The sequence below is a fragment of the Pseudalkalibacillus sp. SCS-8 genome (assembly GCF_040126055.1).
GTDB lineage: Bacteria > Bacillota > Bacilli > Bacillales > Fictibacillaceae > Pseudalkalibacillus > Pseudalkalibacillus nanhaiensis.
The window spans coordinates 1842184-1867530 of record NZ_CP143541.1 but is presented as its reverse complement, the minus strand read 5'-3'; the positions used below and the strand labels follow the sequence as shown (position 1 = coordinate 1867530).

The 25347-nt window shown below is 41.7% G+C and carries 26 protein-coding genes; 7 read left to right on the top strand and 19 right to left on the bottom strand.

The features are described from left to right. The first annotated feature begins 82 nt into the window (after positions 1-82). On the top strand, positions 83-1468 hold the full coding sequence (locus V1497_RS09665; RefSeq protein ID WP_349407354.1) for an MATE family efflux transporter: 1386 nt from the start codon (positions 83-85) through the stop codon (positions 1466-1468). A 47-nt stretch (positions 1469-1515) separates the two neighbouring features. Then, the gene (locus V1497_RS09660; protein WP_349407353.1) at positions 1516-1710 is read left to right on the top strand and encodes a hypothetical protein; all 195 of its coding nucleotides are present in this window, start codon (positions 1516-1518) and stop codon (positions 1708-1710) included. Positions 1711-1807: 97 nt separating this feature from the next. On the opposite strand, the gene V1497_RS09655 is transcribed toward V1497_RS09660, so the two are convergent. The 13 genes from V1497_RS09655 to gltB all read right to left on the bottom strand — a co-directional run bounded on the left by V1497_RS09655 (position 1808) and on the right by gltB (position 16647). Further along, positions 1808-2137, bottom strand: coding sequence for a hypothetical protein (locus V1497_RS09655; RefSeq protein WP_349407352.1), 330 nt, complete (start codon positions 2135-2137; stop codon positions 1808-1810). Between the two features lie 81 nt (positions 2138-2218). Beyond that, positions 2219-2734: a G/U mismatch-specific DNA glycosylase gene (mug, locus tag V1497_RS09650; protein ID WP_349407351.1), complete on the bottom strand. Its 516-nt coding sequence runs from the start codon at positions 2732-2734 to the stop codon at positions 2219-2221. A gap of 2 nt (positions 2735-2736) precedes the next feature. Next, on the bottom strand, positions 2737-3336 hold the full coding sequence (locus tag V1497_RS09645; protein ID WP_349407350.1) for a DUF502 domain-containing protein: 600 nt from the start codon (positions 3334-3336) through the stop codon (positions 2737-2739). 65 nt (positions 3337-3401) lie between these two features. Continuing rightward, entirely contained in the window at positions 3402-4046 is a 645-nt protein-coding gene (locus V1497_RS09640; RefSeq protein ID WP_349407349.1) for a TetR/AcrR family transcriptional regulator, read from the bottom strand. Between the two features lie 14 nt (positions 4047-4060). Then, a complete protein-coding gene (locus tag V1497_RS09635; protein WP_349407348.1) occupies positions 4061-4858 on the bottom strand; it encodes an ABC transporter permease subunit in 798 nt (265 codons plus the stop codon). Further along, positions 4848-5753 (bottom strand): ABC transporter ATP-binding protein, encoded by a 906-nt coding sequence (locus V1497_RS09630; RefSeq protein ID WP_349407347.1) that lies wholly within the window; start codon positions 5751-5753, stop codon positions 4848-4850. Before V1497_RS09630 ends, V1497_RS09635 begins: the two co-directional genes overlap by 11 nt. A gap of 240 nt (positions 5754-5993) precedes the next feature. After that, positions 5994-6824 (bottom strand): aldo/keto reductase, encoded by an 831-nt coding sequence (locus V1497_RS09625; RefSeq protein WP_349407346.1) that lies wholly within the window; start codon positions 6822-6824, stop codon positions 5994-5996. Positions 6825-6901: 77 nt separating this feature from the next. Then, positions 6902-7756 carry a chemotaxis protein gene (locus V1497_RS09620; protein WP_349407345.1) on the bottom strand — a complete coding sequence of 285 codons (855 nt, stop codon included), beginning with the start codon at positions 7754-7756 and terminating at the stop codon, positions 6902-6904. A gap of 129 nt (positions 7757-7885) precedes the next feature. Beyond that, positions 7886-8827, bottom strand: coding sequence for a S8 family peptidase (locus tag V1497_RS09615; protein WP_349407344.1), 942 nt, complete (start codon positions 8825-8827; stop codon positions 7886-7888). A 145-nt stretch (positions 8828-8972) separates the two neighbouring features. Then, on the bottom strand, positions 8973-10250 hold the full coding sequence (egtB, locus tag V1497_RS09610) for an ergothioneine biosynthesis protein EgtB (RefSeq protein ID WP_349407343.1): 1278 nt from the start codon (positions 10248-10250) through the stop codon (positions 8973-8975). A gap of 164 nt (positions 10251-10414) precedes the next feature. After that, positions 10415-10558: a hypothetical protein gene (locus V1497_RS09605; protein ID WP_349407342.1), complete on the bottom strand. Its 144-nt coding sequence runs from the start codon at positions 10556-10558 to the stop codon at positions 10415-10417. A gap of 72 nt (positions 10559-10630) precedes the next feature. Continuing rightward, positions 10631-12112 (bottom strand): glutamate synthase subunit beta, encoded by a 1482-nt coding sequence (locus V1497_RS09600; protein ID WP_349407341.1) that lies wholly within the window; start codon positions 12110-12112, stop codon positions 10631-10633. A gap of 14 nt (positions 12113-12126) precedes the next feature. Next, the gene (gltB, locus tag V1497_RS09595) at positions 12127-16647 is read right to left on the bottom strand and encodes a glutamate synthase large subunit (protein WP_349407340.1); all 4521 of its coding nucleotides are present in this window, start codon (positions 16645-16647) and stop codon (positions 12127-12129) included. A 199-nt stretch (positions 16648-16846) separates the two neighbouring features. Between gltB and V1497_RS09590 the strand changes: the two genes are divergently transcribed. After that, positions 16847-17752, top strand: a complete 906-nt coding sequence (locus tag V1497_RS09590) for a LysR family transcriptional regulator (protein ID WP_349410786.1) — start codon at positions 16847-16849, stop codon at positions 17750-17752. Between the two features lie 49 nt (positions 17753-17801). Here the strand turns inward: V1497_RS09590 and V1497_RS09585 are convergent, their stop codons facing one another. Beyond that, positions 17802-18092 (bottom strand): hypothetical protein, encoded by a 291-nt coding sequence (locus V1497_RS09585; protein WP_349407339.1) that lies wholly within the window; start codon positions 18090-18092, stop codon positions 17802-17804. A 78-nt stretch (positions 18093-18170) separates the two neighbouring features. Beyond that, entirely contained in the window at positions 18171-19049 is an 879-nt protein-coding gene (locus V1497_RS09580) for a 50S ribosomal protein L11 methyltransferase (RefSeq protein WP_349407338.1), read from the bottom strand. A gap of 79 nt (positions 19050-19128) precedes the next feature. On the opposite strand from V1497_RS09580, the gene V1497_RS09575 reads away from it, so the two are divergent. Further along, entirely contained in the window at positions 19129-19380 is a 252-nt protein-coding gene (locus V1497_RS09575; RefSeq protein ID WP_349407337.1) for a hypothetical protein, read from the top strand. Between the two features lie 19 nt (positions 19381-19399). Here the strand turns inward: V1497_RS09575 and V1497_RS09570 are convergent, their stop codons facing one another. The 3 genes from V1497_RS09570 to V1497_RS09560 form a co-directional block, all read right to left on the bottom strand. Beyond that, positions 19400-20029, bottom strand: a complete 630-nt coding sequence (locus tag V1497_RS09570; protein ID WP_349407336.1) for a TVP38/TMEM64 family protein — start codon at positions 20027-20029, stop codon at positions 19400-19402. 100 nt (positions 20030-20129) lie between these two features. Then, positions 20130-20549, bottom strand: a complete 420-nt coding sequence (locus V1497_RS09565) for a YhcN/YlaJ family sporulation lipoprotein (protein WP_349407335.1) — start codon at positions 20547-20549, stop codon at positions 20130-20132. 42 nt (positions 20550-20591) lie between these two features. Then, the gene (locus V1497_RS09560; RefSeq protein ID WP_349410785.1) at positions 20592-21713 is read right to left on the bottom strand and encodes an MGDG synthase family glycosyltransferase; all 1122 of its coding nucleotides are present in this window, start codon (positions 21711-21713) and stop codon (positions 20592-20594) included. A 148-nt stretch (positions 21714-21861) separates the two neighbouring features. Between V1497_RS09560 and V1497_RS09555 the strand changes: the two genes are divergently transcribed. Together V1497_RS09555 and V1497_RS09550 are read left to right on the top strand one after the other, a co-directional pair. Continuing rightward, complete coding sequence (locus tag V1497_RS09555; protein WP_349407334.1) at positions 21862-22431, top strand: YkoP family protein; 570 nt, start codon at positions 21862-21864, stop codon at positions 22429-22431. A gap of 70 nt (positions 22432-22501) precedes the next feature. Continuing rightward, positions 22502-23350, top strand: coding sequence for a metallophosphoesterase (locus V1497_RS09550; protein WP_349407333.1), 849 nt, complete (start codon positions 22502-22504; stop codon positions 23348-23350). Positions 23351-23399: 49 nt separating this feature from the next. On the opposite strand, the gene V1497_RS09545 is transcribed toward V1497_RS09550, so the two are convergent. Further along, positions 23400-24080 (bottom strand): GDSL-type esterase/lipase family protein, encoded by a 681-nt coding sequence (locus V1497_RS09545; protein WP_349407332.1) that lies wholly within the window; start codon positions 24078-24080, stop codon positions 23400-23402. A gap of 172 nt (positions 24081-24252) precedes the next feature. Here V1497_RS09545 and V1497_RS09540 point away from each other — a divergent pair, with 172 nt between their 5' ends. Then, positions 24253-25308 carry a M20/M25/M40 family metallo-hydrolase gene (locus V1497_RS09540; protein WP_349407331.1) on the top strand — a complete coding sequence of 352 codons (1056 nt, stop codon included), beginning with the start codon at positions 24253-24255 and terminating at the stop codon, positions 25306-25308. Positions 25309-25347 lie beyond the last annotated feature (39 nt).

Here is a 25347-nt window from a genome sequence, read left to right as displayed (position 1 = left end):
TCAGAAAGGAAATAGATTGCTTGAAGATCTCCAAATTATGATATAATGACCAAATCATTAGATAGAAACCGGGGTATGACAGATGTATCAAACGTATACGTTAGGTGAAAAGCTACGTCAATTCATGACGATTCTATTACCGATATTGATTACTCAAGTCGGACTGCTAGCTATGAATTTCTTCGATACAGTCATGAGTGGACGTGCTGGAGCGGAAGACTTGGCAGGAGTTGCGATTGGATCAAGCATATGGGTACCCGTCTTCACAGGATTAAGTGGGATTTTGATGGCTTTAACCCCCATCGTTGCTCAGTTGATCGGGGGCAAGAAAAGTGAGGAAGTATCTTTTTCTGTCTTACAAACCGTTTATCTCGCCATTTTTCTCTCGTTCCTCATCTTTTTGATTGGTTTTATCGTTGTTCCCCCAATTTTAGGTGCAATGGATCTGGAGGCTGATGTTTCCTATATTGCGAAGCATTATTTGGTTGGTCTTTCGGTAGGTATATTACCATTATTTATTTATACTGCATTACGAAGCTTTATCGATGCATTAGGAGAAACAAGAATAACGATGTTCATCACTCTTCTATCACTGCCTGTTAATATACTCTTTAACTATCTTCTCATATTTGGGAAATTCGGTTTTCCACAACTAGGGGGGATCGGCGCGGGTTATGCATCGGCGATTACCTATTGGTTCATCTTTTTTGTGGCTGCTTTTGTCGTACATCGCGTTCAGCCTTTTGCGATTTATCAGGTATTCAATCGCTTTTATCGGATTTCGATCCGTAAGTGGATTGAAGTTATGAAGATTGGGATTCCCATCGGACTTTCCATTTTCTTTGAGGTCAGCATATTTGCGGCTGTCACGATTTTGATGAGTCGATTTGACACAATTACGATTGCAGCACATCAAGCGGCCATCAATTTTGCTTCCTTACTTTATATGGCCCCATTAAGTGTTTCAATGGCACTGACGATCGCAGTCGGATTTGAAATTGGAGGAAAACGAACAAGCGATGCTAAACAATACGGTCGATTAGGAATCGGAATTGCAGTAGTGTTCGCTTTAACGTCTGCTGTATTTCTGTGGTTCCTTAACGACGAGATTGCAGGGCTTTATACGAAGGACAAGGCTGTTTTGGACTTGACGGCACATTTTCTGATCTACGCAATTTTCTTCCAATTATCCGATGCGGTTGCTGCACCGATTCAAGGAGCCTTAAGAGGCTATAAGGATGTTAATGTAACGCTGATCATGGCACTGATCTCCTATTGGGTCATTGGTTTGCCGCTAGGTTATGTCCTGGCGAACGATACATCCTTCGGTCCTTTTGGGTATTGGATCGGATTAAGTACAGGTTTAACAAGTGGAGCAGTCACGCTATATCTCAGATTGCGTTTCCTTCAAAAAAAATATGAGGATCAATCCACTGCATTAGCTGCACAAACAGACCCTTCAAAATGAATTCTCTCATCCGATAAAAGAAATAAGGATGCGTTAGGAGGTGGAAGGTGTCTGATTTAGCGTTATCATCCATGATGGCTAAGAACCTGTCTCAATTGCGACATACGTTAAACATGAATCTATTGGATAGCAATCTAGCGAAACAAGCTGCACAAAGCACAGTGATGCTGAAGGATTTACAGGAAACACAACAACAGATACAGCATCCGACTTCAGGACATCGCATCGATCTGAGAGGTTAACAGGATAAACAAAGGGACAGACCACATGGTCTGTCCCTTTGTTTATCCAAACTGAGTTGACATTATTTCGTCAAAACGATATACAAGTCATCATTCTTTAGAACAAACGATTCCGGAATCGTTCTGCAACTTCATAGCAAGTCTCTGCTAATTCAACAGTACATGGACTCTCCTGCTTATTGCATTCATTTCCGCATGCTTCACATATCAGTTCCCCTAACTGGCACAGTTCTTTGGCAAATTGTGATTCGCGGCTCAATGCTGTTACTGTGTAGGAACATATATCATAGCATTCTAAAATCAACATGGTACAATCGTCAATGGTATGTGAATCCGGATCAATTTGATTTTTTTCCAGCCAATCTGAACATTGATCTCGACATTCTTTGCATTTTTCTATAATGGATCGATCTGTATCGTTTACCATCCTTCTTAGCCTCCAACAGTATGTTACTATACTTTATCCGTTCTAACCGGTTGGTAAACCAATCGACACACTATAACAACATCAATATGACGATATTTTTTTGGCAAGCTGGTGGTAAATGCTTATGACATCCTCTACTTTCATGCGGACCAATCCGCTAGAAGAAGGAGCCACAAATTCCTGTATATCTGGTAAGATCGTTTCTGCTTGGAATCCCCAATCCACTTGTCTTCTTCCGCTGAATTGCTGATATACACCTTTTCCTACAAAGCACACCACTTTGGGTTGAAAATACTGCATTTTAGCTTTTAACTCTATTTTACCTTTCTGGTACTCTTCTTTTGTTATGTCAGCTGCTTCCTTTGTTGGCCTTGAGACGATGTTCGTAAAACCATACCCATATTCATGCATTAATCGTGCACCATCTTCAGGTTTATACTGTCTGTCTGTGAGCCCGGAATGATAAAGGATCTTCCAGAACCGGTTCGTCGGGTTCGCATAATTATGGCCTGTCTCACTAGACTTCAGGCTAGGATTGAAACCGACAAAAACGATTCTCAGATTGTGCTTCAGCAAATCAGGTACAGGCTCAAGCATGCTTAGCCCTCCTTTTTGACTGTTTCATTTCTTCTGATACTCATTCCGCCTGACAAGACAAATTTCATTGCGTCCTCGGCCTTCATTTCCAATATTTCTACGTCTGATCTCGGTACTAGAAATGTCATCCCTGCAACCTGGAAGGTTTGAGGGACATACACAGCAATGTGATCCTGCAATGGATCAGCGATTGCTTCCACTTCTTCGGACGTGACAAAGCCGATTGCCTTCATGTTGGTACCTGGAATATGGACCAACGCAACTTTTGAGAAGGATTTTTTATCTCCTGCAAAGGATTTTATCGTATCCTTGATGATGGAATACAAACTCTTAACAAGAGGAATTCGATCCAACCACCTGTCTAAAAGTTCGACAACTTTTCCGCTGATATACTGTTTGGACAACCAGCCTAATAGTGTGATAAGTAGAATTGAAGCTAGCAGACCCAAACCTGGGACATAATCCTCCTTAAGTAAACCACGGAAGGTTTGACCTAGGATGTTATCTAAAAACTCGAACACTTTTATGACGACATAGATGACAAGAATGATTGGGACGACTGTCACGATCCCGTTCAAGAAATTTTTAGCGAAAACTTTCATATTGACCTCCACGATAAGAAATAGGAGCAACGAATCGTCACTCCCTAACCTCATTCATTATAACATTATGGCCGGTATACACCATATTTCAGAACATCTACATACATATCCAACCGTTTTAGCAACGATTCAGACTGATGAAGTAAGGCACTTTCCTTTCCTTTATATTGCTTCAGGATCGAGTTCGAGAATTGCTCCATCACGTTCATCACGTATTCAACAACGAATTCCTTCGTCAATCCTACCCGCAAATCATCCTCGTTCAAGTAGGCAAACAATAATTCGTCGTTGTAACGGGAATATTGACGGTTTACGTTTAGAAGAATCGCCTGAATCTCTTCTTTTACCTCCTCAGTTGGTTCAAGAATCCCTTTCATCATGAAGTGGTATTCATCTGGATGATGCAAGAAGACATCTATTTTCAGCATTGCTGTTTTTTTGATTCTCTCGAAGAAATCCGTTTCTTCTAACGTTTCGAGACGTCGTATCACTTCATTGGAGACCCATCCCATCACATGCTCAAACAGATAAAGGTACAACCCTTTTTTGTTCGTAAAGTAATGAAATAATAGCCCTTTGGAAATTTGAGCACGTTCTGTCATTTTATTCGTGGATGCGTTCTCATATCCATTCATTGCAAATTCTTCGATTGCAACAGTCAGGATCTTTTGTTTCTTCCTTTCTGGCAATTTTTCAAAAGCTGGATTCATAAAGTCCTCCTCTATTACACTGCTATATCCTTTTTTCGATAGATGAGGAACGTAGCGGTTATGTTCAAAATCATGATTGTAAGCATAATCAGCAAATAAACACCCTTTATACGCTCATCGATGATGATGTCCGCTGCATCGACATAAACGAAAGGACTTAAGAATTTCAATCCCTCCAACTTCTCAGAAACACTCGAAATGACCTGTAGAAAGTACGTAATGAAAACAACCCCGACGGTAACGGATAGAATTTGCCTGCCTTTTTTCAGTATAGCGGAAAGTAGGAAAGCGAAAGAAGCAAAGGTCAGATGCAACAAGATCGGTGCGACAGACATCAATACGTATGGATACCATTCAAACGTTCCGTCATCGACTAGTAAAAATCCTGTTCCATTAATCAGGGAAACAAAAAGGTTGAATAACACGATATTCAGGATGACGACCGCTAACTTCTGACTCAGAAGTGACGTTCTGGATATCGGTTTCGATAACAGGAATTCGATCGTCTTTTCCCCTTCTTCTTTCGCCAGAATATTTCCAGCGAGGAGAACAACGTAAATACTACCAATCAGCGTAATCAACATATAACCTTCAATAGCATAAAAACCTAGCACCGTTCCCATACTTAACCGATCCATATTAAACGCCTTCTTGATCCCCTCTGGATACGCTTCCAATAAAGCCTCCAAGTTCCCTTGTTGTTTCGCAAAATCAGGATAGATCTGCATCATTAAGAACACGAGGCCACCTAAAATAATCGACCAAATCATTAAAGCTTTTACGTTCCATTTGAATTCTTGCTTAAAGATCATCGTGCTCCCTCCTTTGGTCATCTGATTCATAGTAGTGCATGAAAATTTCATCCAAAGAGGGCTCTTCGATGACAACATCGATGAAGGATGCTTTATCCAGAGCCGTAATCAACTCATGGACGTCTCCTCTGAAGAGAATGCTTAATGTTTGTCCAATCTGCTCCTGTTGGATAATTCCGTTGATGGACAACTTTAGTTCCTGGTTTTCTTCAAGAAGGACCAGGACCTTTTTGAATTGATTTTTTGTCAAATTTTCAATTGAATCGTCCGCAATCAATGTTCCTTCTTTGATGATACCAACTCGATCACACATTTTTTGGACTTCACTCAAAATATGGGAGGAAAAGAAAATCGTTACCCCTTTTTTCTTTTCTTCAAGTAAGATATCAAAGAATGTATGCTGCATCAGTGGATCAAGTCCACCTGTCGGTTCGTCCATAATTAACAAACGGGGCTCATGTAGCAGAGCCTGCACGATCCCTACCTTCTTTCGATTGCCAAAAGAAAGATCTTCAAACCTTTTATTGACATCAAGTTCCAACCTTTCAGTCAGTTCACGGACACGGTTATTTGCTTGCGTTCGATAGAATCTAGCTGAATACTGAAGTAATTCTTTGACTTTCATATTCTCATAATAGTGGACTTCGGATGGAAGGTAACCGACTTCTTGTTTTATCGCTTTTGTTTCCGTAACAATGTCCTTTCCGAGAAGCTTTGCAGAACCTTTCGTAGGGAAAATAAAATTCAACAATGTCCGGATTGTCGTACTTTTTCCAGCACCGTTTGGGCCGATAAAACCAAAAACCTGCCCTTCTTCAACAGTAAAGCTTAAATCATTGATTGCACGATGTTTGCCATAATACTTCGTAAGATGATGCACCTCGATCGCTTTCATGATCATCCCCCACTCCACGGTATTGACCACCTGGTCAATATTTATTATATCATACCAGATTTGACCATCAGCTCTAATTTTTAGAAAAGGCTCTGTCAGCTTTTATTATTGATTGTTAAAGAAAAATAGAAGCGGAAAGCGTCCGCATGAAGCTAACAAAATCAATACGATACTTAATAGAGCCTAAAAAAAGATGCTGACTTCTATCCATCAAGTCAGCATCTTAAAACATTCATTCAATTAAAAATCAAAATTGTCTGGGTCTGGTCCGAATCGTTCATTTTCATTTATAGCATCAATCTGATCCATTTCCTCTTCTGTCAAAGAAAAATCGAAGAGATCAGCGTTTTCCTTAATTCGAGCAGGTGTTACCGATTTTGGTATCGTAATGACGTCGTGCTGTAAGTCCCACCTTAAAATGACTTGCGCTGGAGACTTTTTGTATTTATCACCGATCTCTTTTAAGGTCGGATGATCGAGCAATTTACCATGCATCAATGGTGACCAGGCTTCAACGAGGATATTCTCTTGCTTACAAAACGCACGTACCTCTTCCTGGATCAATTTTGGATGGAATTCAATTTGATTGACCATCGGTTTGATATTGGCATCCTTCATCAGATCTTGTAAATGATGGACATGGAAATTACACACACCGATCGCTTTGGCGCGGCCTTCCTCATAGATCTTCTCCATTGCCTTCCATGTGTCTTTATATTTCCCTTCAACAGGCCAATGGATCAAATACAAATCCACGTAATCGAGACCCAGCTTCTCAAGACTGGTATCAAATGCGTTCAGTGTGCTTTCATAACCCTGGTCAGAGTTCCACACCTTTGTTGTGATGAATAATTCGTTTCGTGGGACGTCGGATTCATTTATCGCTTTTCCGACACCTTCTTCGTTTTTATAGATAGCGGCCGTATCGATGCTACGATAGCCGATATCCAGAGCAGTCTTAACAGCACTTACAACCTCAGAGCCCTCTTCGACTTTAAACACGCCAAAACCAAGCCGAGGCATTTCAAGACCATTATGTAATTGTACGGTATCTTCAATTTTTGTAATCATTCCAAGATTCACTCCTTTTCTTCAATTAAGCTCATTATATAGAAAAGTAAATCGGTGATTAAGAAATATGCTCATTGTCAATCGGATAATGAGGCCTGTAATTCCAACAGTTTCTTTGCAATGAAAGCGATAACCTGTTCGTCTTTGACATAATGAAAATGGGAAACGGGATTCCAGCTGGAGACCCAGTTACCGACATTCATTTCGATGTCTTTCATGACAGCCTTATCATAGGATTGATTTAACGACTTCAATGGGTATCCCAGTACATCATCCCGATCATAAATGTTCCACCAGCCACCTTTCCCTTTTTCGTACATTGCTTTAAAGGCTTCTGAAGGAACTTGGATCGGTTTGTTGAAATCTACGTACCGTAAACTCCATAGTGCTAGAGGTGAGCCGAGGGAGATGAACTGAACCAATGTCTCTCCTTTCATTAGTGGGCTTGCATCCTTTTTCCATTGTTCGATGTAAGGTAACGGATCTGTTTCTTTCTGCAGATCATAAAAGTAGTTGCTGGATATTACGGTCCCTAAGCTATGACCCAAAACAACCAAGGGGGCTTTTTCACCGGCTTTCTTACTTAAACGTTCTAACGTATCTCGAAAGATGGCATGAACACGTTCATAATTTTCAAAGTGCTCATTTGTAGGCTGATATGCGATGGCATCACCTAAAAATTCAATGATGAACTTCCGAATTGTTAAAAAATCGAGTTCTCCCCCTTCTTGGACGGATTCCCACAGCTTCCGTTCCTTATCATGGAAGATTTCTCCCCAATAGATCGGCTGAAATATGAAAGCATCACGTTGGCCGGATTGTCCTTGTAATTTCGAAATTTTTCTTTTGAGCCGATCTATCATGATCTCCGCAAAGTCTTCTCTCTGGATGCCGGCACCGTGAATGACGGCAACAGCTATCGGCTTTGACATCATCTCTCCTCCTTCAATGAACCGTATGCCCACAAGCCTTTCGACACATCTTCCTGGAAACCCTTTTCTGCAAAATAAAAAGTATAGAGCTTATGGGACTGAATGATACCGAGTCCTGCCCTATACTTCTTAATGTTTTCCTTTAATCCCTTTGGATAGATCGAGTAATCCTTTCCCTACAGATGATCGATCAAAATCCAATCTTTGTGTGTTATTGATAAGTAAGTTATAGATTTCCCTTTCGGTCAACCTTCTCCTCAACTGAGTTTCATATCCCTGTATCAAAAGTGCGGCTGCACCGGACACATGCGGGGTGGCCATTGAAGTACCGGATGTTTTGGCATATTTTCCACCAACGTAAGTAGAAGCAATGTTTACCCCTGGAGCGACCAGGTCAATTCCATCATTTGTATTGTTGAAAGCAGCAGGTGTACAATCCTCCGTTACAGCTCCGACACAAACGACTTCCGGATAGAATCCTGGATATGTCCTCTCAAATGAATATGCCTGTCCATCCCCAAGGTTTCCTGCAGCACATACAGTAAGAATATTTTTTGAGACTGCTCGTTTTATAGCGGCATGTAACCTTGGATCATCGACTGGTCCTCCTAGAGACATAGATATTACGCGAACCCTTTCTCGATTGGGTCCTCGCCAGTTAATTGCATAATTGATTCCACGGATTAGACTATCGTAAGAACTTGCTCCACTACCATGAATCACCTTCAAGATGAGCAAGCTTGCTTCTGGAGCTACACCTGCTACCCCGAATCCATTCAGATTCGCTGCAATCGTACCAGCAACATGAGTACCATGGAAGTGATTATCTGAATAGTTTCGAGGATCTCCACCGTGATCAGAGGTGAAATTCCGTCCACCTATGATTCTGCCACGAAGGTCTGGATGGTCTGGTTGACACCCCGTATCCAACACTGCAACGACTACCCCTTTCCCTTTAAACCCTAGTTCCCACATTCGATTTGCATGAATCATGCGGACGCCATAAGGAATCTCTTTGCGGTAACTATGTGTGTGGATCATTGGAGTGGGAAACAATTGTAGGTCTGCCATGTTTTATCTCCTTTACACTTGAATCACATTTCTCTTCTATTTATTAAATTCAAGTGAAAGGGGTTTGGTATGGGGTCTTGTCCTGATAAAGGCAAAAAGGGGCTTGAACAAGGTTTGTAGACTTGTCCAGCCCCCTTAAAAGGTATTAAAGATCTTTCGCTAAGCGTAAACCGCTGAATTGCCATCTCTTTTCCGGGTGGAAAAAATTCCGGTAAGTTAATCGGATATGTGTGGAGTGGGTTGCACATGAACCGCCACGAAGGACCATTTGATTGCACATGAATTTCGCGTTATATTCACCTAACGTCCCTTCTAGTGGTTTGGACTGTGGATATGGCGCATAAGGGCTTGAGGTCCATTCCCAGTTATCCCCGAAGGCTTTGACAATTGATGGATGTCCTTTTCTTTCATAATTGGGAGAAGGATGATAACGGTTTTGATCAGCAAAATTGCCCATTATCTGAACATCTCTCATTGCATGTTCCCATTCTGTTTCAGTCGGAAGCCGATAACCGGCCCATCGAGCGAATGCATCCGCTTCAAAAAAACTGATATGAGTGACTGGTTCATTTTCACTTACTTTTTTCATGCCATGCATGGTAAAGGTATACCACTCACCATCTCGTTTCTCCCAATATAAAGGAGCCTTCCAATTCTGTTCTTTAACAGCTGACCAGCCTTCAGACAACCAGTACTCAGGCTTTTCATACCCTCCGTCCTCTATAAAGGATAGAAATTCGTCATTCGTTACAGGCCGATTGGCAATTGCATAGTCATTCAGATAGGACTTATGCACAGGCCGTTCGTTATCGAATGAAAAACCCTCTGATGAACTGCCTGTTTCAACAACTCCTCCGTTAAAAGTGATCCATTCTAAACCTGGAACATCCATTGCGTTGTCATCATCCTGTTCAAATTCTTGGTAAATCGGTTTCAATGGATTGATAGAGAAATTGTATTTGATGTCTGTAATTAATAATTCTTGATGCTGCAGTTCATGGTGGAGTCCTATTTCAAGGATCGGTTGAATTTGTCTATACGTTTCTTGACTGCATCCTTCCAATAGCTCGGTCATATGTTCATTGATGTAATTCCGGTATTTGAAAATTTCATCTACCGAAGGTCTGGATAACAACCCCCTGGCATGCCTCGGATAAGGTGTTCCATGTGTTTCATAATAGGAATTGAATAAATAATCGTATGTAGCATTGTACCTTGTAAATCCCTCTTTATAGGGGACAAGTATGAACGTTTCGAAGAACCAGGTCGTATGGGCAAGATGCCATTTGGGCGGACTTACGTCAGGTATTGATTGAATGACAAAGTCTTCAGTTTCAAGTGGAGACACGATCTCTTCTGTAAATTCCCGAATTTGTTTGAACTGTTGAGTGAGGTTTGTAGATTGTTGGTTGATCATTGACATGCAATCCCTCCAAGTGTTTCATTGCTTACACAAATATACTCTTCTGTTCCCTTTTCACGATTCCTGCAAACGATTGGTGTCAGTTCTTTTAGCTGTTATTGTTTATATACAATAAAAAAGGTGACACATGTTTTTCAAACATGCACCACCAACAGTTCGTTTCATCAACGTTCGTTTTTTTCATCCTCCTGCTTTTGCAGGTCGATTGGTTCATCGCGAGCGAATTCTTCTCGGGCTATTTTATTCCCTTTTGGGGGACGGTTAATCGTACCCTGACGCTTATGTTCGAAGTTTTTGCCTCTTCCCATGAAAATACCTCCTTGGATAAGAAATCATTTCGTTTATGATGTCCAAGAAGGCAGTATTTTATTTCTATTCACTCAGCCAGTTTGAGCCGAATGACTCAAGCTGTTCAAGTATTTGTTTACTTCTGATGCCGCTTCCCTTCCTTCACGGATAGCCCAGACGACGAGGCTTTGTCCACGCCTCGCATCGCCTGCTGTAAAGACGCCTTCAATACTCGTCTTATAAGTAGAAGGCTCCGTCCAAACCATACCTCGTTCTGTCGTTTCGAGGTTGAAGTGTTCAAGTATTTCACGCTCAGGTCCAGTAAAACCGATCGCGATCAACACAAGCTGTGCTGGCCATTCCTTTTCCGTTCCTGGAAGATCTTTCGTGATGATCCTGCCATCTACCTTTTCTTTTCGGACTTGGATTGTTTTTAACGACTTGACGTTTCCTTCACTTGTAGTGTTGAAGGACTGTGTCATGATTTCATACTCGCGTGGATCCTTTTTCGTTTGCTTGAACGCCTCTTCGTAGCCATACTCCAATGAAAAGGTCATCGGTGTATGGGGCCAAGGGTTATCCGAAGCTCTATCTTGTGGCAGTTCAGGGTGTTTACCGAACTGCACGACACTTTTACACTTTTGACGTAATGCTGTGGCCACACAGTCAGCCCCTGTGTCTCCTCCACCGATGACAATCACATCTTTACCTTCAGCTGTAATGGTTGGCTCCTCATCATTGTTCAACGATTTCGTAGCGTCTGTAAGATAGTCCATTGCAAAATGGATCCCTTTGCTGTCACGATCTTTAACAGGCAGATCTCGGGGTTGCTGAGCTCCTGTACAAAGGATGACAGCATCATATTCTTCTTGAAGCTTTTCACGGCTGATGTCGACTCCGACTTCGGTATTACAAGTAAACGTAATGCCTTCCTCTTCGAGTAGCTTAACCCTTCTTTCAATGGTTTCCTTTTCAAGCTTCATATTTGGGATTCCATACATAAGAAGTCCACCAGGACGATCATCACGTTCAAAAACAGTCACGCTATGACCCGCTTTATTCAGTTCATCTGCCGCAGCCAATCCCGCTGGTCCTGAACCGATGATGGCAACTTTTTTCCCTGTTCTGAAGGAGGGTGGCGTAGGAGTAACCCAACCGTTTTCAAATCCTCGTTCAATGATTTCATTTTCGATGGATTTGATTGTTACAGGGTCATCATTGATGGCTAAAGTACATGACCCTTCACAAGGTGCAGGACAAACCCTCCCCGTAAACTCAGGAAAATTGTTCGTCATTTCTAAACGATCAAGAGCTACCTTCCATTTTCCTTGATGGACGAGTTCGTTCCATTCAGGTATAAGATTATTGATTGGACATCCGATCGAAGACCGCTCCCATTCCATCCCTGTATGACAGAATGGCGTTCCACAGTCCATGCATCTTGCGCTTTGCTCTTTCAAATCCTTATCATCGTGTCGGAGGGTATATTCGTTCCAATCGTTGATGCGTTCGATCGGATTGCGTTCATCCCTCTCTTTGCGAGTATATTCTAAGAATCCTCTAGGATTAGCCACGATACGATCCCTCCTTATTTAGTAAGTGATGCTATATCATTTGAAGACTTACCATGCTTATCTTTGTCCTGCTGAAGTTTTCGTTTATATTCTTCAGGTATGATCTTAATAAATTTGCCGATTGATTGTTTCCAGTGATTCAAGATGTATTTCGCTCTTGGGCTACCAGTGGATTGAATGTGTTCATATAACATCGCTTTAACTTGCTCTATTTCCTCATTCTCGCCTAACTCTTCGAAAAGAATCATTTCTGGATTACACCGCTGCTTGACTTGTTTAGCATCATCCGTCCATATATATGCGATTCCACCGGACATACCTGCAGCAAAGTTCTTTCCGATTGAACCTAGTACGAGTACACGGCCACCAGTCATGTATTCACATCCGTTATCTCCTACACCTTCAACTACAGCATGAGCACCACTGTTCCGAACTGCAAAACGTTCACCAGCAGCACCATTGATGAATGCCTTGCCGGAGGTTGCCCCAAATAACGTGACGTTACCAATGACCACTTCATCCATCTGTTGAAGTGTATTAAATCGGGGCGGCGCCACAATAATACTTCCCCCTGATAATCCTTTTCCGACGTAATCGTTTGCGTCACCAATCACCTTCAGTTTCAGACCTTTCGGGATAAATGCCCCAAAGCTTTGACCAGCTGATCCATTGAAAGTAAGTTGGATTGTATTTTCCGGAAGACCTTTGCTTCCGTACCTCTCAGTGATCTCATAGCCTAATCGCGTACCAACAGCCCGGTCTGTATTTCGGATCGGATAGGATAACGAAACAGGCTGTCTATTAATGATATTCTCAATTGTATCTGGAATGAGATGAGCAGTATCAAGATGATTTTCATTGTATTCCGTTCGATAAGGTCTACGTTTTCCTTTCCAATCATGACTCATTTGGAGCAGAAGTGGTGTAAGATCCAGTTGCTTCGCCTTAGGGTGTGCGTTGTCCTTTAATTTGAGAAGATCCGTTCTTCCAATCAACTCATCAAGTTTTCGCACGCCAAGAGAAGCCATGATTTCTCTCATTTCTTCTGCGATGAATCGCATGTAGTTGACAACATGCTCGGGTTTTCCCATGAATTTTTTCCGTAATTCAGGGTTTTGAGTTGCAATCCCTACAGGACATGTGTCAAGATGGCAGGCTCTCATCATGATGCATCCAAGCACGACAAGTGGGGCGGAAGAAAAACCATATTCCTCTGCTCCTAAGAGTGCTGCTTTGACGACATCTTTCCCGTTCATCAGCTTCCCGTCTGTTTCAAGTACAACCTTGTCTCGCAAATCATTGAGGACAAGTGTTTGATGCGCTTCTGCTAGGCCTAGTTCCCAAGGTAAGCCAGCGTGTCGAATGCTTGTTTTCGGTGAAGCACCTGTTCCGCCTTCATAACCGCTGATGAGGATGACATCCGCCTTCCCTTTTGCAACGCCTGCAGCAATCGTACCGACCCCTGACTTTGCGACCAGTTTCACACTGATTCGCGCTTTAGGATTAACATGCTTCAAATCATAGATCAGCTGAGCCAAATCCTCGATCGAGTAAATATCGTGATGTGGAGGAGGTGATATCAACCCGACTCCAGGAGTCGAGCCTCGTACTTCTGCAATCCAAGGGTGGACTTTCTTTCCTGGGAGGTGTCCGCCTTCTCCTGGTTTTGCGCCTTGCGCCATCTTGATCTGAATCTCTTCCGCACTCGCAAGGTAATGGCTATTGACACCGAATCTTCCAGAGGCAACCTGCTTGATTGCACTTTTACGACTGTCTCCATTTGCTTCCGGAATAAAGCGGTCAGGGTCTTCTCCCCCTTCACCACTATTGCTTTTTCCGCCGATTCGATTCATTGCAACTGCAAGGATCTCATGAGCCTCTTTACTTAATGAACCGTAAGACATCGCACCTGTCTTGAATCGTTTGAAAATCGATTCGACGGGTTCAACCTCCTCAATCGGGATAGGTGTCGCGCCTTTTGAATCAAATTCCAACAGGTCTCTTAAATAGGTTATTTCTTCTGTATTAACGGCTTCAGAAAAACGTTTGTACAGCTCTTTATCATTCGTTCGACATGCGTGCTGCAGCAGATGGATCGTTTTAGGATTGAATGAATGGTGTTCACCCGTACTTCTCCACTGCATATCTCCACCTGTCTCGAGCGATGGATTGATTTCAAAATACGCCCTTTTATGCCGTTTAATCGTCTCTTCAGCAATGGTTTGGAGCCCAATACCACCTAATTTAGATGAAGTCCCTCTAAAGTATTTTTCTATGACCGTAGTTGAGATACCAATTGCTTCAAACGTTTGGGCACCTCGATAACTTTGGATTGTCGAGATTCCCATCTTGGACATGACTTTGACGATTCCTGAAGTAGCGGCATCCCTGAATCGATCTACCGCTTCAACGTAATCGAAATCTGTGATGTGCTCCTCTTCGATCAAGCTTTGAATCGTACGATAAGCAAGATACGGATAAACCATATCAGCCCCGTAACCAATGAGCATCGAAAATTGATGGACGTCTCTTGCTTCTGCAGTTTCGACAATGATGCTTGCTTTCGTCCGTAGTCCGTTTTCTACCAGATGATGATGGAGACCACTCACCATAAGTAAAGACGGAATCGGGATTCGTTCATTATTCATGTCTCGATCAGAAAGTACAATTAAAGATACACCTTGTCGTATCACTTGCTTCACTTGTTTGAACACTTGCTCCAATGCGGATTCCAGCCCGGCCGGATTACCGTTGAAACAGGTTGAAATTTTAATCGATCGAAATTCGTTATGTCCATTATGGATGATTTCCTCGAACTCTTCTTTCTTGAGAATAGGCGTATACAATCGAATTCGCTTACAATGCTGTGGACCTTCATCCAATACATTGCTTTTCGCACCGATGTACGAGGTGGTGGACGTAATCGCTTTTTCCCGGATGGCATCAATCGGCGGGTTTGTTACTTGAGCAAACAATTGTTTGAAATAATTGAATAAAAGCTGAGGGCGATTGGACAAAACTGCAAGAGGTGTATCATTTCCCATTGACCCAATCGGATCCTTCATTTCATTCACCATCGGAAGGATGTTTTTCATGATTTCTTCATTCGTATAACCATGGGCAAGTTGGTAGGTAAGCATTTCGCTGTCGATCATACCCTCTAACCGTGGTTTGTCTGTACGGACATGTAATTGGACGAGAGACTCATTCAACCAATCTCGATAAGGGTATTGAACAGCGACCTCCCTTTTGACCTCGTCATTCAATAGAACTTGATTTTTTTCTAAATCCACAAGGATCATTTCCCCAGGAGCCAAACGTCCCTTTTGAATGATCTTTTCCGGCTGTATATCGAGAACGCCTACCTCTGAAGAAAAAATGATGGTATTTTTATCAGTCAAATAATAACGTGCTGGTCGAAGACCATTCCGATCGATGGATGCGCCAATTCGTTTTCCATCTGTGTAAGCTAAAGCTGTAGGACCATCCCACGGCTCCATGATGCAGCTCATGTATTCGAAACACGCACGCTCAGGATCTGTCATCTGGTCATTGAAGTCCCATGCTTCAGGCACCATCAGCATTGCTGTATGCGGAAGGGATCTCCCGTTCATGTAGAGATATTCGAAGGTTTGATCCAGCATACCAGAATCGCTTGCGTCCTCTGAAACGACTGGCAACAAGTCTTTATGTCGATCTCCGAACACACTTGAAACAGCCGCACTTTCACGGGCTTTCATCCAGTTGACATTTCCGGTAATCGTGTTGATCTCTCCGTTGTGCATCAACATACGATTCGGATGAGCACGTTCCCAGGACGGGAACGTATTCGTACTGTATCGGGAGTGCACCATCCCAAACATGGATGTTGTCAAAGGGTTTGCGAGATCGAGATAAAACTGGTCGAGCTGATAAGAAGTGAGCATTCCTTTGTAGACAATGACATCCGGGGATAAACTCGCGATATAAAAGGGACCAGAGCCAATCCCTTCTAGGGACTGAATACGTTTTTCAATCAATCTTCTGATCAGATAGAGCGATTGATTGAACCTCTCAACTGTATGTGTGTGTTCCGGCTTCTTTATAAACACCTGTTTAATATACGGCATCGTTGTTCTTGCGGTAGAGGTGACAATCGTCTCGTCAACAGGTACCGTACGCCAACCTAAGAGCTGATGTCCTTCATCTTCGATTATCTGTTCCATCAATTCTTCAATCTTTTTACGTAAAGCCTCTTCCTGCGGCAGGAATACCATGCCGACAGCATAGTCCCCTTGCTTCGGAAGAAGTTCATTCCAAGTTTTCCGAAAGAGCTGATCAGGAACTTGGATCATGATTCCTGCTCCATCCCCTGTATCAGGATCAGCTCCTTGCCCGCCTCGGTGTTCCAGACGGCATAAGATTGTGAGCGCATCTACAATCGTTTGATGTGTTGATCTTCCATCTACTTGTGCAACAAAACCGATTCCACAAGCATCACTTTCATACTTCGGATCATACAAACCCTGTTTCTGTGGCAGTCCTGTTCGTAACATCGAATCACCCCTAGCATTTATCGTAAATCAGATATACCCGAACCCATGAATGGAGAAACGGTCCGGACTCTGCTAATCGTTCGAAAATTTCTGACAAAAGGTTAGTTTTAATACTATGGGTTTTCTGTTATGCTTTCAATATATAAATTAGATCGAATTGATCTCATTTTGAGATTAAGCGCTTACAAGGGTTGATATGATGGAACTAAGACAAATCAATTATTTTATTAAAGTTGCAGAAATGGAACATGTAAGTGATGCAGCAGCGTCTTTGCACGTTGCGCAATCAGCTGTAAGTCGACAAATTGCCAATCTGGAGGAGGAGCTTGGGGTGAAGTTGTTCTTCCGGGAAGGGAGAAACATAAGACTGACGCCAGTCGGCAGGATATTCTTAGAGCGTGCTCAATTAGCGGTATTAGAGATTGAAAAGGCAAAACAAGAGGTTTATGAATTCCTCAATCCAGAAACCGGAACGATTCGTCTCGGCTTCCCGACCAGCCTTGCTGCCAAGACGCTCCCTTCTGTCATTTCAGCATTCCGAAAAGAGCACCCTCAGATCGGATTCCAATTAAGACAGGGTACGGTTAGTGAATTGACTACTGCCGTTATTCAAGGCCATATCGATCTCGCCTTTGTTTCCCCTGTACCTGGTAAACAAACCGATGTAAAAGGGCACATTTTGTTCACTGAAAAGGTTCTGGCACTTCTTCCAGCTCAACATGAATTGGCTGGTGAACTTCATTTGCGGTTAGGTCAGCTTCGTCACGACCCATTTGTTATGTTCCGATCAGGATATGTTTTAAGAGATCTTGTGATGAGGGCTTGCCAGCAGGTCGGATACAACCCAAGAATTGCTTTTGAAGGAGAAGATGTGGATACAATCAAGGGTCTCGTATCAGCAGGTCTTGGTGTAAGCCTATTACCTGAAATCACCCTTCATGAACGGCCAGATCGCGATACTGTCGCAATTGAGGTGATCGAACCGAATGTGAAACGGACGGTAGGAATCATCATACCGAAAAATCGGGAACTGGCCCCATCAGAACAGATATTCTTTGAATTCCTAAAGGAGTTTTATGAAAAACTGAATCGTTTTGGTCAATAAAAAAAGGCCCTTTATAGGGCCTTTCACATTCAATCCACTAAATCACATATTACGTCAAAATTGCGTAAAGGATCATCATGATGAATGTGATAAAAAAGACTCCCCAGGACCCTAGAGCTAGCTTCAATAGTATGGAGCTGTTCTGGATGATCCTCGTAAAATCCTTCAATCCCTTCGGATGAATTTCCTTCTCTTCCTCATCCAAAGGCTGCATATTCAAGTTCTTCAGTTTTGTTCTCCAAAATCGTTTCCCCTCATCCGTAAAGAGGAACCAATACATCAAGAGTACGCCTCCAAATATGATGGAAGCCTGACTGATGACGAATAAGATCAACTTCATACCGATTGATATACCCCCATAACTACTTCATCTCTATGAGAATATAACAGAAAGTCGATCGGTCTTGTAAAGGGAATGTTATCCACCCTGACCTTTCTTAAAATGGAGTGTGACCCATTCTTCATTCATTCTCTTTTGCACAATCTCATATCTATTGCGTCTGAAATACGCAATGACTTTTTCATGACTCCATTCGACCAAACCTGAAATGAGGAAGTTTTCAACAGTATGGTTAAAGAATTGTTGTCTCTCTAGAATTTGAATCGTCTCTTCCATACCGATATTGATAAAGACCCAATCTGGATTGATTCCACACTCTATTTCTTCCCCAATCAGGTCCTTCTGATGGACCTCTATATAATCTACTGCATTGAGTCTCGCATTTTCATGTACTTCTCTTCCACTTGGTTGCACATCAAATGCGATCACCCTTCGAGCATTCATTTTTGCTGCTGCAATACTCAGAATCCCAGAGCCTGTCCCGATGTCCATCACCGTTTTCGACGTGAAATCCTCATTAAAAATCACACGCAAACAATCTTTCGTCGTTTCATGGGCCCCTGTTCCGAATCCACCCATGGATTCTAAGAAAAGTTGTTTTTTCCCCGGTGTGGGTTCATTCTGCTGGGTGATGATTTCCCACTCTTCGTTCACTTCAATACGCGGAAACGCTTGCTGCCAATCTTCCAGTTCATAAGGGTTAAATTCTATTTTCTCAGGATCCTGGTTAAGTAAATCTGCTAATTGTTTTGTCATGTTGGAGGGCGATTCCGTTTTAATGATGATATGTAAATCCACTAAATCTTCTTGTTCCACAGTATATTCGTAACCATTATCACTTTTTGAAACGTTGATTGGCTGATCATAATATGTGTTATAGTATCCTCCCACCGCAAGCTTTTCCATAAACAAATCAGCATTACGGTAAGGAATCGTCATGATAAATTCATACTGCATGTGCAGAGCTCCTTTCGTCTTTACTTTGTATGCGGGGTTTGACTATTGGCGATAATGAGTTGTAAAAAGGATGATAACAATGGAATTATACCGTATTTTCTATACATTCCGCACAAGGGACCTCCATTTCATCACCATAACAGGGATGGATATGCTCAACAGGAAGCTTTTTTCAATCCTCGTGTACTCGCCTGACGATTCAATGGACCTGAATCATAAACTTACTCCTGATATCCCACAGGAACTATATTGCTTGCTGAACCGTGAAAAGAGAAAAATCGACTCAGGATATTATGATCTTTCTACTTGGGAAACGAATGTAATCCATTAAGATGACCGCCACTTCTTGGTCATCTTTTCCATTTTCGAACCAATCTGTAGGCTAAAAAGCCAATGATCATGAATACTGCTAAAAAAGCTAGCATACGAATGTACTCACCACTGACGATGGAATCGCCGATCAAATTCAATCCAATCGTTCCGGGTAACATGCCAAATAAAGTACCAAGGAAGAAAGGTTTAAAACGAACAGATGACAATCCGGATGCGTAACTTACTAGATCAAAATTCAAAAACGGAAATACACGTAAAATTAAGATATATTGGAATCCTTTTTGTTCGATTCTCTTTTCGAGACGGCGCCATCTTTCCCGTTTCCTCATTTTCAAGGAATCTCCGTATTTTCTAGCCACAATAAATGAGAATGATGCCCCGATTACTCCTCCAACGGTCGTGAGGATGATTCCTAGGATGGGACCGAATACCAAACCACCTGTAACCGTTAGAATGAGGAATGGAAAAAAGAAAAAAGGTCTGATCGCACAAACCAGGACATAAAAGATTGGTGCAAATACACCTGAGGACATGATCCAGTTTCTTATCTCCTCTGGTTCATGACTGAGATGGTCCCCAAGCACGAAAAATGCAATCAATACTATGATAGGTGCAGTATATTTTATAAGTTGTAAAACAATCCCCATAAGAAAAAGCCCCTTCTATCACTTGTCCCTCTATACGCTATTGAAGCGTATTTTGAGATCTTATGTAGAATGGACTTTTTGTTTACATAATATTTTTCGATCAACCTTCATCCTTTGAAAGTTTAATCAATGACACGATTTTTTTATGGATATCCCTTTCGGACATTTTCTTCTTAGCATGTTTCGCCTCTAGTTCTTCTATCTTCATAAAGATTTTCTTATCTGCTGAAACCGTAATATCCATCTCTGGGTATTCCGAATTCATCTTCTTTTTCACCTTTTTCTGGATCTTATCAAGCTGTAACCGATCCATATTCGTAACTTTAATGGCTACGAGCAGTTTGTCTTTGGAATGAATGAATCTTAAATCAGAAACGCCCTTCATCTTTTTGATTTCTTTCTCAATCGATGTGGATTCAGCTGTCGATAGTTCCTTTGTCGATATCGTATTCTTCGATTCTGATTGAGGTTCCTCTTTACATCCCGAAAGGAGCAGGATTGCTGTAAACACTACTATCATTCCTCTAGCCCTGAAAATTTTCATCAAATCCAACCTTTCTCTTCACTTAGCATTAATCTTCTCTCTTTCATGATTGCTGATACTGTTCGATATAGTTTGTAAAATCTCTTGAGTCGTCCGTCGGGTATGATAGTCCTCTATCGCATCTTGAAGTGCTTCAAATGATTTTCCATCATCTAAGAATTGGACAAGTTGTTCCTCAATCCATCTCCAATCCCTTAAATCTTGTACCAGGTTTTGCTGTTGTAGGTAGATGAAATTATATTCTTCTTGACCAGGCAAGAAGTCATAAATAAACGTTGGGAGTCGTTTCATCAAGCCTTCTGTAACTGTCACACCCCCAGGCTTGGATATGATTCCATCCGCTTCTTCATAAAGATCATTCAGTTCACTTTTGTCCTCGATGTAAGAATGGGCTTGGATATTTCTGTTGTTCATTTGTTTGATGTTTTCGTACAGCTTCTTATTCTTTCCACAAAGTACCCTATAATCGATACGTCCGCCAGGTTTTAACATATGAATGAACCGTTCGATCCTTCCAGTTCCTTGAGATCCCCCAGAGATGATTATTTTATATTTAGCCTTGTTTTTATGTGTTCTCCGGTCAACTGTACCTATTGCTGGATCCGTCGGTATTCCAGTCGTCATGATATTTGCTTCTGGAACGTTCTTTTTTTTCAAGCGTTCAACAAACGGTTCATCTGGGATGAAATGCAGGTCGATTCCATCTGTTCCCCAAAGATCATTAATGAAGTAATCTGTATAAATGTTCAGCACGGGAACGTGGGTTTCTCCTCTCCTTTTCATGCTTTGCAATAGAAAGGATGGCAAGGCATGTGTACAGATGACAAGATCCGGTTGGTACTCCATGAGGATTTTTCGCATGTTGTTCAAAAAGAGCTTTTCATAAAACTTGAACGGCACACTTCCTTCTTTGGATGGAAGTGCAATTCGTCTGTATACAGAGCTGTAAAATGAGGGACTGAATGTGATCCACTTCAAATACACGTTGGAAAGGATGGATTCACCCTTACCGAACGTATAAGAAAGAAGTTCGATCTTTTCACACTTGTAATGATCACTTATTACTTGTACGACACTATCTGCCACATGATGATGACCGGAATTCATTTTCAGTAATGGCATGATCAGAGCTCTCTTCATCTCCACCAACCCATTTTTCCTTTATTGTTTGGTGAATATCGTCAATTCATACAGGTGGTTCTTTATCCTGTTATTACCTCTTTTACAGAGAGGTTGTGCGGAGAACAATAATGACGAGAAAGCTTAATTTGTAAAAGGAGTAACGAATATGGAGTTCATCAGAGGTTATGCGATAACAGTTTGGAGCTTGTTGGATCCTGTCTATTACATGGTCACACGGCTTACTTATCTAGATCGAAAAGAAGGTGCGAGTGAATGTATCTTTCGTGTCCGATTAACTCGTTATAAAGGAAGAACAATCGTACTTTCTGATGGGACACAGATCAAGAAAAATGATGTACTGGTTAAGATCCATCTGCATAATGTCCGTATCTTGAAAGACATCTACAATATCGAAAATGACTTCCAGAAAGTCATCTATTTATATAAAAAGATCCAGTCGTCGTTACCCTATGTAGCGGAATACTTGGAGACTCACCATCAACACGACAGAATAAAAGGAATCATCGGCATTACATTATTGAATAAAGGGTGTAGGAAGCTTGGGTTCGAGCCGCACTCGATTCATAATCGATGGTATAAGCTGTTCAAACTATCTGCGTTGCTGCCTATATCATTGTTGACCAGGAGTGGAAACAAACGATTATTCAATAAAGAACCTCAATATTTAATGATGTCGAAGAATCAGCTTTGTCAGCGTTATAAACTGAATAAATAAGGTTATCCCAGCATTTACCGGTTCCAATTCTCTCTCATTTTCCTATAATTGTATGTGGGAGGGGATTGGCTTGTACGTAATTGCTTTTTTATTTTTTCTCGGTATAATCGTTGCATTGCTCAAAGCCCACAAGAACACGAAAGATATCAAATTGGAAAAGGTACACATAAAGAAAAAACAGGCAAAACCACTTACCGGATTGAATGTTCTGCAAATTTCTGATATGCATTTGGAGAACATCTCAGTAAGTCCGGAAGAGCTATATGATCGTTTAAAAGAGGAACCAATTGATTTGATTGCATTAACAGGTGATTTCTTGGATCGGAAACGCACATTAAAGAAGCTTCCATCCTATCTCGATATCTTTCAAAAGCTCAATCCCAAACATGGCATCTATGCCGTATTCGGCAATCATGATTATGTATTGAAAGGGAAACATTTCGAGCAGTTGGAAAAAACGTTGCAAAACCATGGTTGTATAACCTTACGAAATGAGCATAAACAGATCGTAATGAACGGTGTTAAGATGAACATAATCGGAATTGATGATTACGGAACTGGAAATAGTAATTTGACTGCTTCCTATGACGGATTAAAGGATTCTGATTACAACCTTGTTTTGACACATGACCCGAATGTCGTTCTGGAAATGAATTCGACCCAGTTTGATTATTTACTCTCCGGTCATTTTCATAATGGCCAGATTCATTGGCCGAAACCTTATCATCTAGTAAAGATGGGGAAGTTGGCTCGGATGAATATGGTCAAGGGATTATTATATATGCATGATAAACCATTTTATATCAGTGAAGGTTTGGGGCAAACCGGTGTAAACATCCGCGTTGGTTCAAGACCTGAAATTACCATTCATCATATTGAAATCAGTAAAGCACAATCGGATGCCATTGTTGCATCTTGATATGTTTGAATGCTGGTAAAAATCGATTGCCTTGCGGCTTTGATTTTTATCAGCTTTTTTGATAAGGAAATGGTTCATTTCGTAGATTTTCATCTGTTAATGGTAAATAACCTTTTTTATCTAGGGCTTCCGCGATCATTTTATACCCATCCTTATTCGGATGTAGACCATCGAATGATAGTACTCTCCTTCCCTCACTCTTGAAGACATCAAATATATCAACAACCTTTATATGTTCCGTCTCCACTTTTTTCACTTTCGAATTGAATAAACGAATCCACTTTTCACTGAATTCTAATTTCGGATAAGGATTATAAAGACCCACTATTCTAATGAAGTAAGGTTTTGTTTGGCCCTTCTTGATAAACTTGATTTCCTGAAGGAGCTTATGGATATTATTTATACTCCTCTCGATAGCCCGCTTGATGATGGTATGATCTTTCGACGTCATGTATTTCCGAGCCACTTTCTTCAAGTCATTTCCACCAGCTGTTATTGTAATGACATCGGCCTCTTTTATAGCCTTGATTACCTTTCTTTTTTCACATAATCTGAGTATCTTGGCTGTGGTCGCTCCATTTTTTGCAAACGTCGACTTTTCAACTTTCCGGTTGCAGGCAGCTTCCAAGGATTGCATATATAGTGTTACAAAATCCGGTCGGAACATAGACCCGATTCCCAAAGTCAATGAGTCACCGATTGCCACATATTTCAACGGTTTCGCTTCCATTATCCCACCCCTTATCCCAGAAACGTTCATATTACGATATGAAAGAAACCGCATCATGCTCCGGACAACCGCTCAGATAAGTCAAAATGGGTGTGTGGTTACGATCTGCTTTGTGTTTTAACGATTTTAAAGTTATGATGGTAGGGGGATAACTGATATGAGGAGGTACGATATGGAATACAATTCACAGCAATTTTTGAAAGAGTTATTATCAACCCCTTCACCATCTGGATTTGAGATGGGGATTCAGCGAAAGTGGATGGATTATGTCCAACCATTCGCACATAAAATCGAAACCGATAACGTCGGTAACGCGTACGGTGTTGTAAACCCTGATGCACCATTCAAGGTTCTCCTTGCTGGTCATTGTGATGAAATCGGTTTTATGATCAACCGCATTGATGAAAATGGGTTTCTACATTTTACAAAGCTTGGAGGCATCAGTCATAAACCTGCCATCGGCATGAAAGTCGAAATACTTGGAAGCAAGCAGACGATAACAGGTGTCATTGGCGTAAATGCCGAACATCATGGTGGGATTCGTGATGACTATGGATTTGAGGATCTTTACATAGATTGTGGAGCTAAGACGAAAGAAGAAATGGAAGAATATGTTCAAATCGGAGACTTGGCCATCTATAAACGGAGTGTAGAATTTCTCCTAAACAACCGGATAAGCGGTCGTGGTCTCGATAACAGGACTGGTGCTTTCATCGTTGCCGAAGTCCTTAAGAGACTCTCTGAAAAGAATCCGAAGGTCGGAATATATGCAGTCAGTACAGTGAATGAAGAGACGAACATGGGCGGTGCTTATTTTGCCGCTTCGCAAGTACAACCAGACTTTGCATTGGCAATTGATGTCACATTTGCAACCGACTATCCAGGTGTTAATAAGAACAAGCATGGCGATATTCGTTTGGATGGCGGGCCTGTACTGGCAAAAGGTGCTCCGATCCACTTCAAAATTAATAATTTGCTTGAGGAGACCGCGCGTAAATCCAACATTTCCCTTCAATATGAACTGACTCCACGTGTGACGGGAACTGACGCAGATCGTATGCGCCTTACCGGAAAAGGTGTACCGATCTCCCTTGTATCCCTTCCATTACGCTACATGCATTCCCCTGTCGAGACCGCAAGTCTTCAAGACATTGAGGATGAGATTGCACTTATTACAGAAATGATCTTGTCCTTAGATGGAACCGAAAACCTGAAGCCACTTGAATAACATGACAAAAAGGTTGACCGTCTGGAAACAAAGTCCAAT

Coding starts and splice junctions, on each gene's coding strand:
- V1497_RS09615 (WP_349407344.1), bottom strand. CDS start 8,827: ATGGCAGACCTACAATTGTTTCCCACTCCAATGATCCACACACATAGT.
- V1497_RS09635 (WP_349407348.1), bottom strand. CDS start 4,858: ATGATCTTTAAGCAAGAATTCAAATGGAACGTAAAAGCTTTAATGATT.
- egtB (WP_349407343.1), bottom strand. CDS start 10,250: ATGTCAATGATCAACCAACAATCTACAAACCTCACTCAACAGTTCAAA.
- V1497_RS09630 (WP_349407347.1), bottom strand. CDS start 5,753: ATGAAAGCGATCGAGGTGCATCATCTTACGAAGTATTATGGCAAACAT.
- V1497_RS09545 (WP_349407332.1), bottom strand. CDS start 24,080: ATGGAAGCGAAACCGTTGAAATATGTGGCAATCGGTGACTCATTGACT.
- V1497_RS09625 (WP_349407346.1), bottom strand. CDS start 6,824: ATGATTACAAAAATTGAAGATACCGTACAATTACATAATGGTCTTGAA.
- V1497_RS09590 (WP_349410786.1), top strand. CDS start 16,847: ATGGAACTAAGACAAATCAATTATTTTATTAAAGTTGCAGAAATGGAA.
- gltB (WP_349407340.1), bottom strand. CDS start 16,647: ATGTTACGAACAGGACTGCCACAGAAACAGGGTTTGTATGATCCGAAG.
- V1497_RS09645 (WP_349407350.1), bottom strand. CDS start 3,336: ATGAAAGTTTTCGCTAAAAATTTCTTGAACGGGATCGTGACAGTCGTC.
- V1497_RS09570 (WP_349407336.1), bottom strand. CDS start 20,029: ATGGGGATTGTTTTACAACTTATAAAATATACTGCACCTATCATAGTA.
- V1497_RS09640 (WP_349407349.1), bottom strand. CDS start 4,046: ATGAATCCAGCTTTTGAAAAATTGCCAGAAAGGAAGAAACAAAAGATC.
- V1497_RS09560 (WP_349410785.1), bottom strand. CDS start 21,713: ATGAAGAGAGCTCTGATCATGCCATTACTGAAAATGAATTCCGGTCAT.
- V1497_RS09565 (WP_349407335.1), bottom strand. CDS start 20,549: ATGATAGTAGTGTTTACAGCAATCCTGCTCCTTTCGGGATGTAAAGAG.
- V1497_RS09555 (WP_349407334.1), top strand. CDS start 21,862: ATGGAGTTCATCAGAGGTTATGCGATAACAGTTTGGAGCTTGTTGGAT.
- V1497_RS09655 (WP_349407352.1), bottom strand. CDS start 2,137: ATGGTAAACGATACAGATCGATCCATTATAGAAAAATGCAAAGAATGT.
- V1497_RS09580 (WP_349407338.1), bottom strand. CDS start 19,049: ATGCAGTATGAATTTATCATGACGATTCCTTACCGTAATGCTGATTTG.
- V1497_RS09585 (WP_349407339.1), bottom strand. CDS start 18,092: ATGAAGTTGATCTTATTCGTCATCAGTCAGGCTTCCATCATATTTGGA.
- V1497_RS09665 (WP_349407354.1), top strand. CDS start 83: ATGTATCAAACGTATACGTTAGGTGAAAAGCTACGTCAATTCATGACG.
- mug (WP_349407351.1), bottom strand. CDS start 2,734: ATGCTTGAGCCTGTACCTGATTTGCTGAAGCACAATCTGAGAATCGTT.
- V1497_RS09575 (WP_349407337.1), top strand. CDS start 19,129: ATGGAATTATACCGTATTTTCTATACATTCCGCACAAGGGACCTCCAT.
- V1497_RS09605 (WP_349407342.1), bottom strand. CDS start 10,558: ATGGGAAGAGGCAAAAACTTCGAACATAAGCGTCAGGGTACGATTAAC.
- V1497_RS09620 (WP_349407345.1), bottom strand. CDS start 7,756: ATGTCAAAGCCGATAGCTGTTGCCGTCATTCACGGTGCCGGCATCCAG.
- V1497_RS09540 (WP_349407331.1), top strand. CDS start 24,253: ATGGAATACAATTCACAGCAATTTTTGAAAGAGTTATTATCAACCCCT.